Genomic DNA, 14,774 nt, shown 5'->3' with positions numbered 1-14,774 from the left:
TGTTCTTAGACCTCGGTCAAGCCACACGAAAGCCCTCCCGGGAAGCGAGCAACACGGCCTGCGTCCGGTTGGACACGTTGAGGCTGGCGAACACAGCCGACAAATGCGTTTTGACGGTCGACTCTGCAATGCCCAGTTCACGGGCGATCAGCTTGTTGCTGAGTCCGCGCATCGCTGCCCGGAATACAGCCAATTGGCGTCCGGTCAGCGATGGAAACCGCGCGTCCAGCTCGACCAACGCGGCCGCAGCAGGTTCGGTGGCACTGGCGCCGCGTTTCGCAGACGCGTGCTGCGGATCTGCTTGCTTCAAGGGATTAGCGATCGGGTCGCCGATGGCGCGGGCATCTGTGGCCGCGGGCAGCCTGCCGGCATGCCCCAGCACTTCTGGCGGAAGGAATACGCCGCCGTGAATCACGACGCCGAGCGCTGCCGCCAGCAAAGCCATGTCGTAGGTCTTCGGTATGAAGCCGGCCGCTCCTGCCTGGAGCGCCAGAAGTATTCTTTCGGTGGAGGCATCACCCGAAAGGATCACTACCCTTGCGGTGCAACCCGAGTCATGAAGTTGGCGAACGGTATCGACGCCCTTGCCATCGGGCAGATGCCAATCGAGGATCACCAGCTCGTAGGTCTTTTCGCCGACCGCCTGCAGTGCCTTCCCAAAACTCGACGCCATGTCGATTTCCAGGCCAGGAGCCGACTCCAGAAGCGAGGACCTGATTGCCTGCAGGATCATGACGTGGTCGTCCACCATCAGCACTCGTTGGAGTTTCGAGCCCCAGTCGACCAGGTTTGACATCGTCAGACATCCTCCATTGGTAGCGGAATCGTCTTAGCGCCAACGGTGGAGGCGCGGCCGTGCGCATCGGGATAAGGTGCATTTCGCCCGTTCACTTCGGCGAACGCTGTGATCGACGACATGCACATAACCTTTGAACGCAACGTCCATGCCGGTACCCGTTCGGCGCCGGCATGGGCCGATCGGCAGCCTGAATCTTCGGCGGACGATCTACGTCAACGTCCATCGATCCAACTGCTGGAAGCGATGCTCGATGAAGTCGACTTGCCGATGCTACTGGTGAACGTGAAAGGTGTTGTTGTTCACATGAACCGGGTGGCTCGGCTCAGCTTGGACGCAGGGCCCATCTGCCTGGACCGGGACAACGGGGTGCATGTTCTGCGTGTGAAGAGTGCGCAGCCGGGCCTTGGTCGTCGACTCGCGGCGGCGTTGGCAAGCTCGTACCGGCAAGTGGTATGTGCCGAGGAGGGCGATCGATCGGTGATTGCCAGTGTGGTGCCCATCAATCAGGAATTCGGTGCCGACGACCGGTTGGCGCTGTTAATCCTCGGCCGTCGCCGACCCGTTCAGCCGCTGGCCGTCGACTGGTTTGCACGGTGCAATGGCCTAACGCCGTCAGAGACCCGCGTGCTGACGATGCTGTGCTCTGGCTTATCGCCTCACGACATTGCGAAGCAGAACGGCGTCGCGGTGTCGACCATCAGGACGCAGGTGGCCAGCATTCGGACGAAAACCGCGACCCGCAGCATGCGCGATCTCGTCGCCAAAGTGGCCGCACTGCCGCCGATGGTCGGGCTTACCAGAACGGTGTCTTGACGCTCAGCTCACCCTGTGGAACCAGAGCAGCGACAGCCCGGCCGACAGCACCAGCAGCACGGCGGCGGCGGCCGCCAGCAGCGCGGACACCTCGGTCTCGCGCGTCTCCAGCGACAGCTTGGAGTGCAGCGTCTGGTAGACCTTCTGCAGGTCGGGCGCGGTGCCGGCGTAGTAGTACTCGCCGCCGGTGGTGTTGGCGATCTGCTTGAGCGAGGCCTCGTCCAGGCGCACCCGCATCGACCAGCCGTCGCCGGTCAGCGTCTCGCCGTTGTCGGTGCCGACGCCGACGGTGTAGACGCGCACGCCGCGTTCGGCGGCCATGCGCGCGGCCTCGATGGGGTTGGGGCCGGTGGTGGTCTGGCCGTCGGTCAGCAGCACGATGACCGCCGAGCCGTAGGAGCCCGGCGGCACGGGCGGGGGCGGCGGCTTGGTGCCGCTGCCCGGGTTGAGGTCGATCGGCCGGCCGCCGCCGGAACTGGCCGAGCGCCGCGGGTCGCTGCGCAGCAGCTCGAAGTCCATGTCCGGGAAGATGGTCTGCAGCGAGACCAGGATGCCGCTGCCCACCGCCGTGCCGCGCTGGAAGTTGAAGCGGTCGATGGCCGCCATCAGGTCGTCCTTGGTGAACGTCGGCGGCTGCACCAGCGCCGCGGTGCCGGCGAAGGTGACGATGCCGATGCGGGTGGACGCCGGCTGCGCCTGCACGAATTCGCGCGCCGCCGCCTGCATCGCCAACATGCGGTTGGGCTTGACGTCGGTGGCGCGCATGCTGCCCGAGACGTCCATCGACAGGATCACCATGCGCTGCTGCGACGGCAGGGTCAGCTTGACGCTGGGCCGCGCGGTGGCCAGCAGCAGGGCGGCCAGCGCCAGCAGCAGCAGCAGCGGCGGCAGATGCCGGCGCCAGGCGCCGCCGCGGCCCTGCGCCTCCCGCACCAGCGCCAGGCCGGAGTAGCGCACCGCGGCCTTCTTGCGCCGCGACAGCAACCACAGGTACAGCGCCACCAGCAGCGGCAGCGCCGCCAGGGTCCACAGCAGTTCGGGCCAGAGGAAGGTCATCGTGGCGCCCTCGGTCTGTCGGTCGGGAAATGGGCGGTGGGCATCAGGCGGCGCATCAGGCGGTGCGCATGGCGCCGGCACGACGCTGGCGCAGCCGGCGCAGCGCCATGAAGCGCCGCAGCGCGAGCAGCAGGTCGTCGTCGGTGGCCAGCTCGAAGGCGTCGACGCCAGCGTCGGCGAAGGCCAGCTGCAGTTCGGCCTCGCGCCGTGCCACCGCGTCCTCGAAGCGGCGGCGGAAGCGCTTGTCGGCGGTGTCGACCAGCGTCTGCTCGCCGGTCTCCGCGTCCTGCAGCAGCACCAGGCCGAGCGAGGGCAGCGAGCGCTCCAGCGGGTCGGACAGCCGCACCGCCAGCACCTCGTGCCGCTGCGCCAGCCGGCCGAGCGGCTCGGTCCAGCCGGGGCCGCTCTGGAAGTCGGACACCAGGAAGACCAGCGAGCGCCGCTGCAGCAGGCCGCCCGCGCGCAGCAACAGCGGGGCGAGGTCGGTGCCGCGGGGCGGCGGCTCGCCACGGCGTCGCCGGGCCGGCGGCGGGCGCTCCGGCCGGTTCATCAGCAGGTGCAGCAGCTGCAGCACCTGGGCGCGGCCGCTCTTGGGCGGCAGCACCGCCTCGATGTCGCGGTCGTAGACCACCAGGCCGACGCGGTTGCCGTGACCGGCGAGCAGCCGGGCGACCACCGCGATGAAGCCGAGCAGCACGTCCTGCTTGCGCTGCGCGCCGCTGCCGAAGTCGATCGACGCGCTGACGTCGACCAGGAACCAGGCCGCCAGCTCGCGGTCCTGCTGGAACTGGCGCACGTGCGGCTGCTGCAGCCGGGCGGTGACGTTCCAGTCGATGTGGCGCACGTCGTCGTGCAGCTGGTACTCGCGCAGGTCCGCGAGGTCCAGGCCGTTGCCACGGAAGAGGGTGCGGTACTCGCCCTCCAGCAGGCCGGACAGGCGCTTGAGCACCGTCCACTCCAGCCGGCCGAGCAGTTGCTCTGCCTGCGCAGCCGCCGGCAGGGCCGAGGCCGGTGCGGGCTCAGGCCGCCGTTTCGACCTGAACATGGGTTTGCAGCGGCTTGTCGGGCGCGGGCACTTTTTCCAGCACCTTGCGCACGACGTGGTCGGCGGACAGGTTCTCGGCCAGCGCCTCGTACGACAGCACCAGCCGGTGGCGCAGCACGTCGGCGGCGAGGTCGGTCACGTCCTCGGGCAGCACGTAGGGCCGGCCGCGCAGCAGCGCCAGCGCCCGCCCCCCTTCGATCAGGTTGATGGTGGCGCGCGGGCTGGCGCCGTAGCTGATGTAGCGGGCCAGGTCCGGCAGGCCGTAGCGCGCCGGCTCCCGGGTGGCCGCCACCAGCTTGACGGCGTAGGTCATCAGCGAGGGGTCGACGTAGGCCTTGCGCACCTGCCGCTGCAGCACGGCCAGGTCGTCCATGTCGATCACCCGCGCCACGTCCACCGGCGCGCCGGCGACGCGGTCGACGATGACGAACTCCTCCTCCTCGGTGGGGTAGCCGACGACGATCTTCATCATGAAGCGGTCGACCTGGGCCTCGGGCAGCGGGTAGGTGCCCTCGGTCTCGATCGGGTTCTGCGTGGCCATGACGAGGAAGGGCCGCGGCACCGGGTGGGTCTCGCCGGCGATGGTGACCTGGTACTCCTGCATCACCTCCAGCAGCGCGCTCTGCACCTTGGCCGGCGCGCGGTTGATCTCGTCGGCCAGCAGCAGGTGGGTGAACACCGGGCCCAGCGAGGTGCTGAAGTCGCCGCTCTTCTGGTTGTAGAGCCGGGTGCCGATGAGGTCGGCCGGCACCAGGTCGGGCGTGAACTGGATGCGCTTGAACTGGCCCGACAGCACCCGCGACAGCGTCTTCACCGTCAGCGTCTTGGCCAGGCCGGGCACGCCCTCGACCAGCAGGTGGCCCTGCGCCAGCAGCGCCACCAGCACCCGCTCGAGGAAGTGGTCCTGTCCGACCACCACCCGCTTGACCTCGTAGAGCACGCGCTGCATGCGCTCGGCCACTTCCTCATGCCGCATTTCCGTCATCTCAGGTCCTTCAGAAGGGAGACAGGCCGACCGCGCCGGCGGCGTTCTCGATCGGCACCGCGAAGCCGATGCCGACGAAGACACCCTGCTTGCTCGGGTTGAGGATGGCGGTGACGATGCCCACCACCTCGCCGTCCTCGGTGACCAGGGGGCCGCCGGAGCTGCCCGGGTTGGCCGCGGCGTCGAACTGGATCAGGTTGGTCAATACCTTCTCGCCCGCCGGCGAGCGGAACTCGCGCTTGAGGCCGGAGACGACGCCGGCGCTGACGCTGGGGCCGATGCCGAAGGGGAAGCCGGTGGCCACCACCATGTCGCCGGGCTGCAGGTCTGCGGTGGAGCGCATCGTCGCCGGCTTCAGGTCGTCGGGCAGGCTGCTGGCGCGGATGACGGCGAGGTCGTTCTCCGGCTGGCTGCCGGTCATGCGCGCGTCGGAGACATGGCCGTCGTGGAACACCACCTTGAGCCGCGGCGCCTGGGCGGCGACGTGCAGGTTGGTCAGGATGGTGCCGTCCTCGACCAGCACCACGCCGGAGCCGGTGCCCAGTTCCTCCTGCTGCCCCTTCGCGTCGGGTTCGCCCAGCGCGATCACGCGCACCACGGACGGGGCGATCGCCGCGGCCGCCTTCGCTTCCTTCGACGGCAGGCGTTTGGTGTTGAGGGTGTGCAGGACGGCCGCGTCGATGTCCTCCTGCGTCAGCGAGCGCGCGACCGGCGGTGCGGCGGCCAACCAGACGGCGGTGGCCAGCAGGGCGCCGAACAGCGTCCCCGACACCAGCGGGCCGCGCCGGGGATGCCGCCAGAGCCGGCGCAGGCGGCCGGGTGGCCGGGCTGACGAGCCGCCGTTCGCCGGGTCGGGCGCCGAGCTCCGGCGCGCCGGACCGTCGTCGCGGGTCGGCGCCTTCGGCGCCACGGGCACCGCCGGCCGCTGTGCCGACGGGCTGCTGTAGAGCACGGTCCTTCTCATCGCGCCTCCGATGCTGCGGTGTCCACGCCGGCCGCGGGCACCCGCCAGCTCGATCAGCAGACGGCCCGTGGGCACCCAGCGTAGCGGATTGCCGCCGATCGTGCGACCGGCGCCCGCGCGAACCCAGGGGCCGCTCGGGCTTACCCCGCCGACCCGCTTGCTAGCAGGATCGGCGCCCGCCTTCAGGCCCTGCACGCCGCTTGCCGCGGCCGGGCCACCTGCCTCGGCTCCCTCGCCCATGACCTCCCCTTTCAACCCGCCCGCCAGCCCGTCCCACCGGTCGCTGCTGCGTGCGGCGGCCTTGCTCGGGGTCGCGTTCGGCGGTTTCTTCGACGGCATCCTGCTGCACCAGGTGCTGCAGTGGCACCACCTGCTGTCGGCGGTGCAGGGCGGCCGTTTCGCCGACCTGCGGCTGCAGTTGCTGGCCGACGGCCTGTTCCACCTGGCGATGTACGGCCTGGCGGCCATCGCGCTGGCCGGGCTGTGGCGGCACCGCGCGGCGCTCGCCCAGCGGCTGCCGCTGGGGCCGGCGTTTCTCATCGGCTTCGGCGCCTGGCACGTCGCCGATGCGCTGCTGTCGCACTGGTGGCTGGGCCTGCACCGGGTGCGCATGGACAGTCCCCGGCCGCTGGCCTGGGACCTGGCGTGGCTGGCGATGTTCGGCCTGCTGCCGATGGCCATCGGGCTGGCCAAGCGCCGGCGGGCGCGGCCGGGCGCGGGCGCCACCGCGTGGGCCCTGGCCCTGGTGACGTCGCTGGCGGCGTTGCTGGCGGCGCGGCCGCCGGCCGAGGGCGGACCGCTCACGGTGGTGCTGCGGCCCGGCGCCGCGCCGCTCGTGTTGCTGGCGGCGCTCGAAGGGTCGGACACCCGGGTGCTGTGGGCAGACCGAGCCGGGGCGGTGTGGCTGCTGCAGCCCGGCACGGCGCTGCTCACCGCCGACCTGTACCGGCACGGCGCGCTGCTCGTCGCCGGCGGGTCGGTGCCCGCCGGCTGCGCGGCATGGTGGTCGAACGGTGCACGGCGCACCGTGGCAGGGCGGCCGCCGGCCTGAGCGGCCTGGCGCCCGCGGCGTCAGTGGCTGCGTTCGGGCGGTTCGTCGTGGCGCCCGGACTCCGTCGGGTCGGGCGGCGAGGCGGGGACGCGGTAGCTCTCGCTGGCCCAGGCGCCGAGGTCGATGCTGCGGCAGCGCTCGCTGCAGAAGGGGCGCCAGCGGTTGTCCGGCGCGAAGCGGCTGGGCTGACCGCATTGCGGGCAGGGCACCACCGGCGCCGGCTTGGTCGGCGCCATGGTCAGCTGCACAGCGTCAGCTCGAAGCTGACGTCCTCGGCCGCCGGCTTCAGCCGCCCGTCCGCGTCCTGTCGCATGAAGCGGATGGCGACCATCAGGCGATGGCCGCTGATCTCCGGCACCAGCTCGGTGTCGGCCGGCACCCGCACGCGCAGCAGCTGGTAGCTGCGGCCGGCCGGCAGCGACTGCTGGTAGACACCCTGCGGCGCCACCGACTTCTGCGCCACGCCGCTGTCGCGCAGCAGGGCGAGCAGGGCGGTCAGCGCATCGCCGAGCGGCGACAGCGTCGCGACCCACTGCAGCAGGTCGGCGCGGCGGCGTGCCGGCTCACGTTGCTGCCAGGCGTAGTAGGCCGGCAGGTCGAACTCGCAGGTGCCGCCGGGGATGCTGATGCGGCTGCGGATGCTCATCAGCCACTCGTTGGCCGTCAGCGCCTGCCCGGCCTTGCCGTGCAGTTCGTTCAGGCCGTGGAAGGCGCGGTCCAGGCGGCCGAGCACCTGGTCCAGCGCGGCCTCGGAGATCGCCGGGTTGCCGCGGTAGGCGGCGAACTGGGCCTTGTGCTTGTCCAGTTCCTTCAGCAGGTCCGACTTCAGGTCGGCCCGCGAGGCGACGTCCATGATCTCGAAGATGGTGGCCAGGGCGAAGTGGTGGTCCACCGCGGCCTCGCGCGCGATGAGCGTGCCGAGGCGGCCGAACAGGTGCTCCAGCCGCAGCATCGTGCGGATGCTCTCGTTGAAAGGGTATTCGTACAGCACCAAGGCGGTCCTCGTGGCTCGGCGGCGGCAGGTGCGGACCATTGTTCCACAGGGGTCGCGCCCGTTTCGGCCGGACGGGGCCGGGACCCGCCGTGGTCAGGGCGCCGATCGGCCCACCGCGGGGCCGGCGTGCCACGCGGCCCACAGCGCACGCACCTCGGCCCGCAGGCCCTCGAGGTCCAGCCCGTCGTTGACGATCACCGCGTCGGCGATGGCGCGCCGTTCGGCCCGGGTGGCCTGGCGGTTGATGACGGCGAGCACCGCCTCGCGGGTCCAGCCCGAACGCCGCACCACCCGTTCGACCTGCCGTTCCTCCGGGCAGTCGACCACCAGCACCCGGTCGACCCTGTCGCGCCAGTGTGCCGACTCGGTCAGCAGCGGCACGTCGTAGACCCGCGGATGGTGGGCGGCGGCGGCCTCGCGGGCGGCGGTCTCCTCGCCGATGAGCGGGTGGAGGATGGCCTCCAGGCGTTTGCGTTGGGCGTCGTCGGCGAACACGAGCGCCCGCATGCGGTGGCGGTCCATCCCGCCATCGGCCGCCAGCATCTCCGGCCCGAAGGCCTGCGCGATGGCCGGCAGCGCCCGGCCACCGGGCGCGGTGAGCGCGCGGGACAGCGCGTCCGCGTCGATCAGCACCGCGCCCAGGCTTTCCAGCATGGCGGCCACCGTGCTCTTGCCGCTGCCGATGCCGCCGGTCAGGCCGATGCGGATCGGGCGCCGTGGCGCCGCGGCGACGTCCATCTCACCAGCCCAGCCAGCCCATCACCCGCTGCGGCCCGGCCAGCATGACGACCAGCCCGGCGCCGGCCAGGAACGGGCCGAAGGGGACGTAGCGGCCCTCGCGAAGCGAGGCCTTGGCCTTCATCGCGATGCCGACCACCGCACCGATGACCGAGGCACCGAGCAGCACCGGCACGATCATCGTCCAGCCGAGCCAGGCGCCGAGCGCGGCCATGAGCTTGAAGTCGCCATAGCCCATGCCTTCCTTGCCGGTGGTGAGCTTGAACAGCCAGTACACCGACCAGAGGGAGAGGTAACCCGCCACCGCGCCCCACAGGGCATCGGTCAGCGGCAGCGGCAGCCAGCCCAGCGCGCTGCCGACCAGGCCGGCCCAGGCCAGCGGCAGCGTCAGCGAATCGGGCAGCACGGTGGTGTCCCAGTCGATGGCCGACAGCGCGACCAGCGCCGCGGCGAAGCCGCACCACAGCAGCACCGCGGGCTGGGCGCCGAAGCGCAGCCCGGCGCCGGCGAACAGCGCCGCGGTGAGCAGTTCCAGCAGCGGGTAGCGCAGGCCGATGGCGGCCCCGCAGCCGGCGCAGCGCCCTTTGAGCGTCAGCCAGCCGAGCAGCGGGATGTTCTCGTGCCAGCGCACCGGCCGGCTGCAATGCGGGCAGCGCGAGGCGGGCTTGGCCAGGCCCAGCGCCGGCAAGCCCTGCAGGCGGCCCTCCAGCTCACTGGCGGTGGCGGTGACCGGCTTCGGCGCCGGCAGGCCGAACACCCGCCGATACCCCTCGGCATCGGCCAGTTGGGCCGCCACGTCGCGCCACCACTGGCGCTCCATCATTCGCGGCAGCCGGTGGGCGACGACGTTGAGGAAGCTGCCGACGCACAGCCCGTAGAGGGCGAGCAGCCAGGGCGACAGCAGCGTCGCGACCAGCGGGTCGACGGTGGCGGCGCTGCCCACCACCCCTCAGACCACCGCCCCGAGCTTGAAGATGGGCAGGTACATCGACACCACGATGCCGCCGATCAGCACGCCGAGGATGACGATGATGAAGGGCTCCATCAGGCTGGACAGGCCCTTGACCATCTCGTCGACCTCGTCCTCGTAGAACTCGGCCGCCTTGCCCAGCATGTGGTCCAGCGAGCCCGATTCCTCGCCGATCGAGGTCATCTGCAGCACCATGGTCGGGAAGACACCGGCCGACTGCATCGACGTGGTCAGCGCCGAACCGGTGGAGACGTCCTTCTGGATCTTCTCGGTGGCCTCGGCGTACACCGCGTTGCCCGAGGCCCCGCCCACCGAGTCGAGCGCCTCGACCAGCGGCACGCCGGCGGCGAACATCGTGGACAGGGTGCGCGTCCAGCGCGCGATCACCGACTTGTTGATCAGGTCGCCGAACACCGGGATGCGCAGCAGCAGCCGGTCCATCGCCATCTGCATCTTCTCGGAGCGCTTCCAGGCCTGCAGGAAGAAGTAGATGCCGCCCCCCAGCACGCCGAAGATCAGCCACCAGTAGCTGACGAAGAACTCGGACATCGCGATGACCATCAGGGTCGGCGCGGGCAGATCGGCGCCGAAGGACTTGAACACGTCCTTGAAGGCCGGGATCACGAACAGCATGATCACCGTCAGCACGATGAAGGCGACCACCATCACCGCCACCGGGTAGATCAGCGCCGACTTGATCTTCTGCTTCAGCGCCATCGTCTTTTCCTGGTACAGCGCGAGCCGGTCGAGCAGCGCCTCCAGGATGCCGCCGGCCTCGCCGGCCTCGACCAGGTTGCAGTACAGGGCGTCGAAGTGCAGGGGATGCTTGCGGAACGCGGCGGACAGGCTGGTGCCCGTCTCCACGTCGGAGCGGATGTCGTTGAGCAGCCGCGTCAGCTTGGGGTTGGTCGCGCCGCGGGCGACGATGTCGAAGGCCTGCAGCAGCGGCACCCCGGCCTTCATCATGGTCGCGAGCTGACGGGTGAAGACGGCGATGTCCTTCTGCTTCACCGCGCGGCCGCCGCTGACGCGCCGCTTCTTGCACTTGGTGACCAGGATGCCCTGGCGCCGCAGGCTGGCGCTGACCGCCGCCTCGCCGCCGGAGCGCATCTCGCCGCGGACGATCTTGCCGTTCTTGTCCCGGCCTTCCCACTCGAAGACGAATTCCTTCACGCCGCCGGAGAGGCGGCCGTTGCGGGCGGTGGCGGTGGCGGTGGCCATAGAACTGATTGCCTTCGCGTTGACTGCTTGACTACTCGTTGGTCACGGTGATGACCTCTTCCAGCGTGGTCATGCCGCCACGCACCTTGATCAGCCCGCTCTGCCGAAGGTCGCGCACGCCCTCGGCCTGCGCCTGCTTGGCGATGTCCAACGCGGTGCCCTCGCTGAGGATGATGCGTTGGATCGGCTCCGTGATCGGCATCACCTGGTACAGGCCCACCCGGCCCTTGTAGCCGTTGTTGCACGACGAGCAACCGACGGCCCGGTACGGCTTCCAGGTCCCGTCGAGGTCTTCGTCACGAAAACCCGCCCGCTTGAGCGCTTCGCGCGGATAGTCGGCCGGGACCTTGCAGTTTTCACACAGCCGGCGGGCCAGCCGCTGGGCGGTGATGAGCAGCACGCTGGAGGCGATGTTGAACGGCGCGACGCCCATGTTGAGCAGCCGGGTCAGCGTCGTCGGGGCGTCGTTGGTGTGCAGCGTGGACATCACCAGGTGGCCCGTTTGCGCCGCCTTGATGGCGATGTCGGCGGTCTCCAGGTCGCGGATCTCGCCGACCATGATGATGTCCGGGTCCTGGCGCAGGAACGACTTCAGTGCCGCGGCGAAGGTCAGTCCGGCCTTGTCGTTGACGTTGACCTGGTTGATGCCCGGCAGGTTGATTTCCGCGGGGTCCTCGACCGTGGCGATGTTCACGCCCGGCTGGTTGAGGATGTTCAGGCAGGTGTAGAGCGACACGGTCTTGCCCGAACCGGTCGGACCGGTGACCAGGATCATCCCGTAGGGCCGCTGGATGGCGTGCAGCAGCCGGTCCTTTTCGATCTTCTCGTAGCCCAGCGCCTCGATGCCGAGTTTGGCCGACGAGGGGTCCAGGATCCGGATCACGATCTTCTCGCCGAAGAGCGTGGGCAGCGTGCTGACCCGGAAGTCGATCGCCTTCTGGCCGAACTTCAGCTTCATGCGGCCGTCCTGCGGCACGCGCTTCTCGGAGATGTCCAGGCGGCTGATGACCTTGATGCGCGAGGCCAGCTTGTCCTTGATCGCGATCGGCGGCTGTGTGATCTCGCGCAGTTCACCGTCGATGCGGAATCGCACCCGGTAGTGGTATTCGTAGGGCTCGAAGTGCAGGTCGGAGGCGCGTGCGTTGATCGCGTCGACCAGCATCTTGTGCAGGAAGCGCACCACCGGCGCGTCCTCCACCTCGGCGACGACCTCGTTGTTCTCGGCCGCCGTCGGGTCCTCGTCGGTGACGTCGAAGTCGAAGTCGGTCGCGGCGATCGACTCCAGCGCCTCGTTGGCCGAGGTGGTCTGGCCCTCCAGCAGCTTGGCCAGCTTGTCGTGCTCGACCACCACCCATTCCGGCGCCAGCTGGGTGGCGAACTTGACGCGCTCCAGCGCTTCCTGGTCCGTGGGGTCGGCGCCGCCGAGGAAGAGCCGGTTGCCGCGCTTGCCCAGCACGATGAGCTGGTACTGGACCGCCAGCTTCGGATCGATGACGTTGCGCGGCAGCCGTTGCAGGTCCACCGCCGTCAGGTCGAGCAGCGGCAGGGCCAGGGCGGCGCTCAGCGTGTGCGCCAGGTCGGCGGACGACAGCGCGCCAGCCGCGATGGCGGCCGGGACGAAGCCGATGCGGCGTTCCTTGGCGCTCTTGGCCAGGTCCTCCGCGGTGCGGGGATTCAGGCGTCCGGCATGGACGAGCACCCGCGCCACGCCGGAAAGCGTGGAAGACGGGGTGTCCGCCAAGGTGGTGTCCACAGGTGGGTGCGCGCGAGGGAATCTGCCCATAAAACAGGCAGCGCCGCACTGTAACGCGCGCCCCGCGCCCGCCAGCCCGGCGGACACCCGTGGTTACCGGGCGACGTGGCTCGGTGTCGACAAGTTGGCGGCTGGGCCGCCGTCGACCTGCGGAACGTCGGAGCGGTCAGTTGGCCCGGTTGGCCTTGATCGCGTCCCGCTGTGCTTCCCGGATGACCTTGGCCTCGGTCTTCTCCTGCTTCGCGGCGGCGTCGGCGTCGCGCTTGCAGGCGCGCTCGAGTTTCCCGTCGGCCGCCACCTCGCAGTCGCCCTTGTTCAGGTCGCGGTTGGCTTCGGCGACGTGCTTGCGCGCCTTGTACTGGCTGTCCGACTGGGTCTTGAGGTCACGGGCCTCGCTGCGGGTGAGGCCGCCGGCCGGCGCATCGGCTGCCAGCGCGGTCAGGGGTGCCGCGGCGAATGCGACGCAGAGCAGCGAAAGGCGGAGTTTGGCTTGCATATCGGTCCTTCTCGACGCGCAGGTGGGCGTCGTCCAAGGACGAATGGCAACGGCTGTACCCAGGTGACCGCCGCAAAGAGAACGGGCCGCATGCTGCGGCCCGTCTTTCCATGTCTGGTCGGGGTGAGAGGATTCGAACCTCCGGCCTCTACGTCCCGAACGTAGCGCTCTACCAGGCTAAGCTACACCCCGCGTGGGTCGGGCGGACTCAAGAAGACCGCTCGACCGACTGAACACATAAGTATAGCAAAGCGTCCCGCTGCGGCGAGGTGGGCAGCAGGTCGAGTGCGGCACGCGCCTGCTCCGCCTCGGCCCGCGCGGCGTGGCGCGTGGCCTCGAGCGCGCCGGTGCGGCGCACGATCGTCACGATGTCGGGCAGTCGTTCGACTTCGCCCTGCTCGATGGCGTGGCGGATGAGCTGCCGCTCGGGCTCGCTGCCGCGCGACATCGCCAGCAGCAGCGGCAGGGTCGGCTTTCCTTCGCGCAGGTCGTCGCCGATGTTCTTGCCCAGTTCCTGCGTCGCGCCTTCGTAGTCGAGCAGGTCGTCGACCAGTTGGAAGGCGGTGCCCAGCGCACGGCCATACGTGGCACAGGCCTCTTCCACCGCCGGCGCCGCGTGCGCGAGCACCGCGCCCAGGCGCGCGCTGGCCTCGAACAGCTTGGCGGTCTTGTAGCGGATGACGCGCAGGTAGTCGTCGACGCTCAGGTCCGGGTCGTGCATGTTCATCAACTGCAGGACCTCGCCCTCGGCGATGACGTTGGTGGCATCGGCCAGCACGTCGAGCACCCGCAGCCGGTTCAGCCCGACCATCATCTGGAAGGCGCGCGAGTACAGGAAGTCGCCGACGAGCACGCTCGCCGCGTTGCCGAACAGCGCATTCGCGGTCTTGCGGCCGCGCCGCAGCGACGACTCGTCCACCACGTCGTCGTGCAGCAGCGTGGCGGTGTGGATGAACTCGACGATGGCGGCCAGTTCGTGCTTGTGCGGCCCCTCGACGCCGAGGGCTCCCGCGAACAGCAGCACCAGCCGCGGGCGGATGCGCTTGCCCCCGGCGCCGACGATGTACTCGGAGATCTGGTTCACCAGCGCCACCTGCGAATGCAGGCGCCGGCGGATGACCTCGTCCACCTGCAGCATGTCGGCGGCCGTCGGATCAGGGGGCTCGCCTGCTGTGGCGTCGAAAGGGCAGGGGGCACGAAGGCGTACGGCGGCGGTGGAACCCAGAATTATAGGAAGCGGGCCATCGCTGCTCGGGAAGGCCGAGCGGGCTGCGGTGCGGCTGGGCCGCTGCATTCGACGCCGATGGTGCGCCGCCCGCCCGGCCTGCTACAATCGAGGGCTTTCGCCTTGCCGGCTCACCGCGTCTTGCGTGGAGTCGGCGATGCCGACCGCGCCGCACGACGGCTGGTCGGTGGGTGGGAGACGGTGGCTTGGCGACCCGTTCGCCAGCCGCGCCGAGGTGCCGCCAGGCGCCGCGGTGGGTCCGGCGCACGCCGGGCGGGCGCGGTGCCCGGTCGGTCCGGCCGGGTCACCGCACGATTCAGATGGAAGGGTCCTTATGTACGCGGTCATAAAAACCGGTGGCAAGCAATACAAGGTTGCTGCCGGCGAGAAGATCAAGGTAGAACAGATTGCTGCGGACGTGGGCCAGGAAATCGTGCTCGATCAGGTGCTGGCCGTCCACGACGGCTCGGCGCTGACGGTGGGCGCGCCCCTGGTGTCCGGCGCAAGCGTGAGGGCGACCGTGGTCGCCCATGGCAAGCACGACAAGGTGCGCATCTTCAAGATGCGCCGCCGCAAGCACTACAAGAAGAGCCAGGGTCATCGCCAGACCTACACCGAGATCGAGATTGGCGCCATCGGCGGCTGATCCGGTTCGCTTTTCCCA

At 70.0% G+C, this 14,774-nt stretch carries 16 protein-coding genes and 1 tRNA gene; 3 read left to right on the top strand and 14 right to left on the bottom strand.

Annotated elements, in window-relative coordinates; genetic code table 11:
* Positions 1-16: 16 nt before the first annotated feature.
* Complete coding sequence (locus LRS07_RS21840; RefSeq protein WP_260500008.1) at positions 17-796, bottom strand: response regulator; 780 nt, start codon at positions 794-796, stop codon at positions 17-19.
* Positions 797-904: 108 nt separating this feature from the next.
* On the opposite strand from LRS07_RS21840, the gene LRS07_RS21835 reads away from it, so the two are divergent.
* Entirely contained in the window at positions 905-1,612 is a 708-nt protein-coding gene (locus LRS07_RS21835) for a helix-turn-helix transcriptional regulator (RefSeq protein ID WP_260500007.1), read from the top strand.
* Between the two features lie 3 nt (positions 1,613-1,615).
* Here LRS07_RS21835 and LRS07_RS21830 read toward each other — a convergent pair whose 3' ends face one another.
* From LRS07_RS21830 to LRS07_RS21815, 4 genes are read right to left on the bottom strand one after another with little or no spacing between them, the layout of a single operon-like run.
* Positions 1,616-2,668 carry a VWA domain-containing protein gene (locus LRS07_RS21830; RefSeq protein ID WP_260500006.1) on the bottom strand — a complete coding sequence of 351 codons (1,053 nt, stop codon included), beginning with the start codon at positions 2,666-2,668 and terminating at the stop codon, positions 1,616-1,618.
* Positions 2,669-2,723: 55 nt separating this feature from the next.
* Entirely contained in the window at positions 2,724-3,713 is a 990-nt protein-coding gene (locus tag LRS07_RS21825) for a DUF58 domain-containing protein (protein ID WP_260500005.1), read from the bottom strand.
* Entirely contained in the window at positions 3,688-4,698 is a 1,011-nt protein-coding gene (locus tag LRS07_RS21820; RefSeq protein WP_260500004.1) for an AAA family ATPase, read from the bottom strand. Before LRS07_RS21820 ends, LRS07_RS21825 begins: the two co-directional genes overlap by 26 nt.
* Before the next feature lie 10 nt (positions 4,699-4,708).
* Complete coding sequence (locus tag LRS07_RS21815; protein WP_260500003.1) at positions 4,709-5,662, bottom strand: S1C family serine protease; 954 nt, start codon at positions 5,660-5,662, stop codon at positions 4,709-4,711.
* 238 nt (positions 5,663-5,900) lie between these two features.
* Here LRS07_RS21815 and LRS07_RS21810 point away from each other — a divergent pair, with 238 nt between their 5' ends.
* Positions 5,901-6,713, top strand: a complete 813-nt coding sequence (locus LRS07_RS21810) for a DUF2243 domain-containing protein (protein ID WP_260500002.1) — start codon at positions 5,901-5,903, stop codon at positions 6,711-6,713.
* Positions 6,714-6,733: 20 nt separating this feature from the next.
* Here LRS07_RS21810 and LRS07_RS21805 read toward each other — a convergent pair whose 3' ends face one another.
* The 9 genes from LRS07_RS21805 to LRS07_RS21765 all read right to left on the bottom strand — a co-directional run bounded on the left by LRS07_RS21805 (position 6,734) and on the right by LRS07_RS21765 (position 14,023).
* A complete protein-coding gene (locus tag LRS07_RS21805) occupies positions 6,734-6,949 on the bottom strand; it encodes a DNA gyrase inhibitor YacG (protein WP_260500001.1) in 216 nt (71 codons plus the stop codon).
* A 2-nt stretch (positions 6,950-6,951) separates the two neighbouring features.
* Positions 6,952-7,707 (bottom strand): cell division protein ZapD, encoded by a 756-nt coding sequence (gene zapD / locus LRS07_RS21800; protein ID WP_260500000.1) that lies wholly within the window; start codon positions 7,705-7,707, stop codon positions 6,952-6,954.
* 93 nt (positions 7,708-7,800) lie between these two features.
* The gene (gene coaE, locus LRS07_RS21795) at positions 7,801-8,445 is read right to left on the bottom strand and encodes a dephospho-CoA kinase (protein WP_260499999.1); all 645 of its coding nucleotides are present in this window, start codon (positions 8,443-8,445) and stop codon (positions 7,801-7,803) included.
* Position 8,446: 1 nt separating this feature from the next.
* Positions 8,447-9,388, bottom strand: coding sequence for a prepilin peptidase (locus tag LRS07_RS21790; protein ID WP_409450578.1), 942 nt, complete (start codon positions 9,386-9,388; stop codon positions 8,447-8,449).
* 6 nt (positions 9,389-9,394) lie between these two features.
* Positions 9,395-10,636, bottom strand: a complete 1,242-nt coding sequence (locus LRS07_RS21785) for a type II secretion system F family protein (protein WP_260499998.1) — start codon at positions 10,634-10,636, stop codon at positions 9,395-9,397.
* A 31-nt stretch (positions 10,637-10,667) separates the two neighbouring features.
* On the bottom strand, positions 10,668-12,419 hold the full coding sequence (gene pilB, locus LRS07_RS21780) for a type IV-A pilus assembly ATPase PilB (protein WP_260499997.1): 1,752 nt from the start codon (positions 12,417-12,419) through the stop codon (positions 10,668-10,670).
* 136 nt (positions 12,420-12,555) lie between these two features.
* Positions 12,556-12,885, bottom strand: coding sequence for a hypothetical protein (locus LRS07_RS21775; protein WP_260499996.1), 330 nt, complete (start codon positions 12,883-12,885; stop codon positions 12,556-12,558).
* Positions 12,886-13,000: 115 nt separating this feature from the next.
* A tRNA-Pro gene (locus LRS07_RS21770) sits at positions 13,001-13,077 on the bottom strand.
* Positions 13,078-13,093: 16 nt separating this feature from the next.
* Positions 13,094-14,023: a polyprenyl synthetase family protein gene (locus LRS07_RS21765; RefSeq protein ID WP_260499995.1), complete on the bottom strand. Its 930-nt coding sequence runs from the start codon at positions 14,021-14,023 to the stop codon at positions 13,094-13,096.
* A 421-nt stretch (positions 14,024-14,444) separates the two neighbouring features.
* On the opposite strand from LRS07_RS21765, the gene rplU reads away from it, so the two are divergent.
* Positions 14,445-14,756, top strand: coding sequence for a 50S ribosomal protein L21 (rplU, locus tag LRS07_RS21760; RefSeq protein ID WP_260499994.1), 312 nt, complete (start codon positions 14,445-14,447; stop codon positions 14,754-14,756).
* The last annotated feature ends 18 nt before the right edge of the window (positions 14,757-14,774 follow it).

Origin of the sequence: Aquabacterium sp. J223 (assembly GCF_024666615.1) — a bacterium.
GTDB lineage: Bacteria > Pseudomonadota > Gammaproteobacteria > Burkholderiales > Burkholderiaceae_C > J223.
Note: the sequence above shows the minus strand (reverse complement) of the source record. Positions and strands in the feature narration are given on the sequence as shown.

Bases quoted from the DNA above. Each gene is read 5' to 3' on its own strand.
- LRS07_RS21815 (WP_260500003.1), bottom strand. From the start codon at position 5,662: ATGAGAAGGACCGTGCTCTACAGCAGCCCGTCGGCACAGCGGCCGGCG.
- LRS07_RS21775 (WP_260499996.1), bottom strand. From the start codon at position 12,885: ATGCAAGCCAAACTCCGCCTTTCGCTGCTCTGCGTCGCATTCGCCGCG.
- LRS07_RS21820 (WP_260500004.1), bottom strand. From the start codon at position 4,698: ATGACGGAAATGCGGCATGAGGAAGTGGCCGAGCGCATGCAGCGCGTG.
- LRS07_RS21765 (WP_260499995.1), bottom strand. From the start codon at position 14,023: ATGCTGCAGGTGGACGAGGTCATCCGCCGGCGCCTGCATTCGCAGGTG.
- coaE (WP_260499999.1), bottom strand. From the start codon at position 8,445: ATGGACGTCGCCGCGGCGCCACGGCGCCCGATCCGCATCGGCCTGACC.
- pilB (WP_260499997.1), bottom strand. From the start codon at position 12,419: ATGGGCAGATTCCCTCGCGCGCACCCACCTGTGGACACCACCTTGGCG.
- LRS07_RS21830 (WP_260500006.1), bottom strand. From the start codon at position 2,668: ATGACCTTCCTCTGGCCCGAACTGCTGTGGACCCTGGCGGCGCTGCCG.
- LRS07_RS21840 (WP_260500008.1), bottom strand. From the start codon at position 796: ATGTCAAACCTGGTCGACTGGGGCTCGAAACTCCAACGAGTGCTGATG.
- rplU (WP_260499994.1), top strand. From the start codon at position 14,445: ATGTACGCGGTCATAAAAACCGGTGGCAAGCAATACAAGGTTGCTGCC.
- LRS07_RS21825 (WP_260500005.1), bottom strand. From the start codon at position 3,713: ATGTTCAGGTCGAAACGGCGGCCTGAGCCCGCACCGGCCTCGGCCCTG.
- LRS07_RS21805 (WP_260500001.1), bottom strand. From the start codon at position 6,949: ATGGCGCCGACCAAGCCGGCGCCGGTGGTGCCCTGCCCGCAATGCGGT.
- LRS07_RS21810 (WP_260500002.1), top strand. From the start codon at position 5,901: ATGACCTCCCCTTTCAACCCGCCCGCCAGCCCGTCCCACCGGTCGCTG.
- LRS07_RS21785 (WP_260499998.1), bottom strand. From the start codon at position 10,636: ATGGCCACCGCCACCGCCACCGCCCGCAACGGCCGCCTCTCCGGCGGC.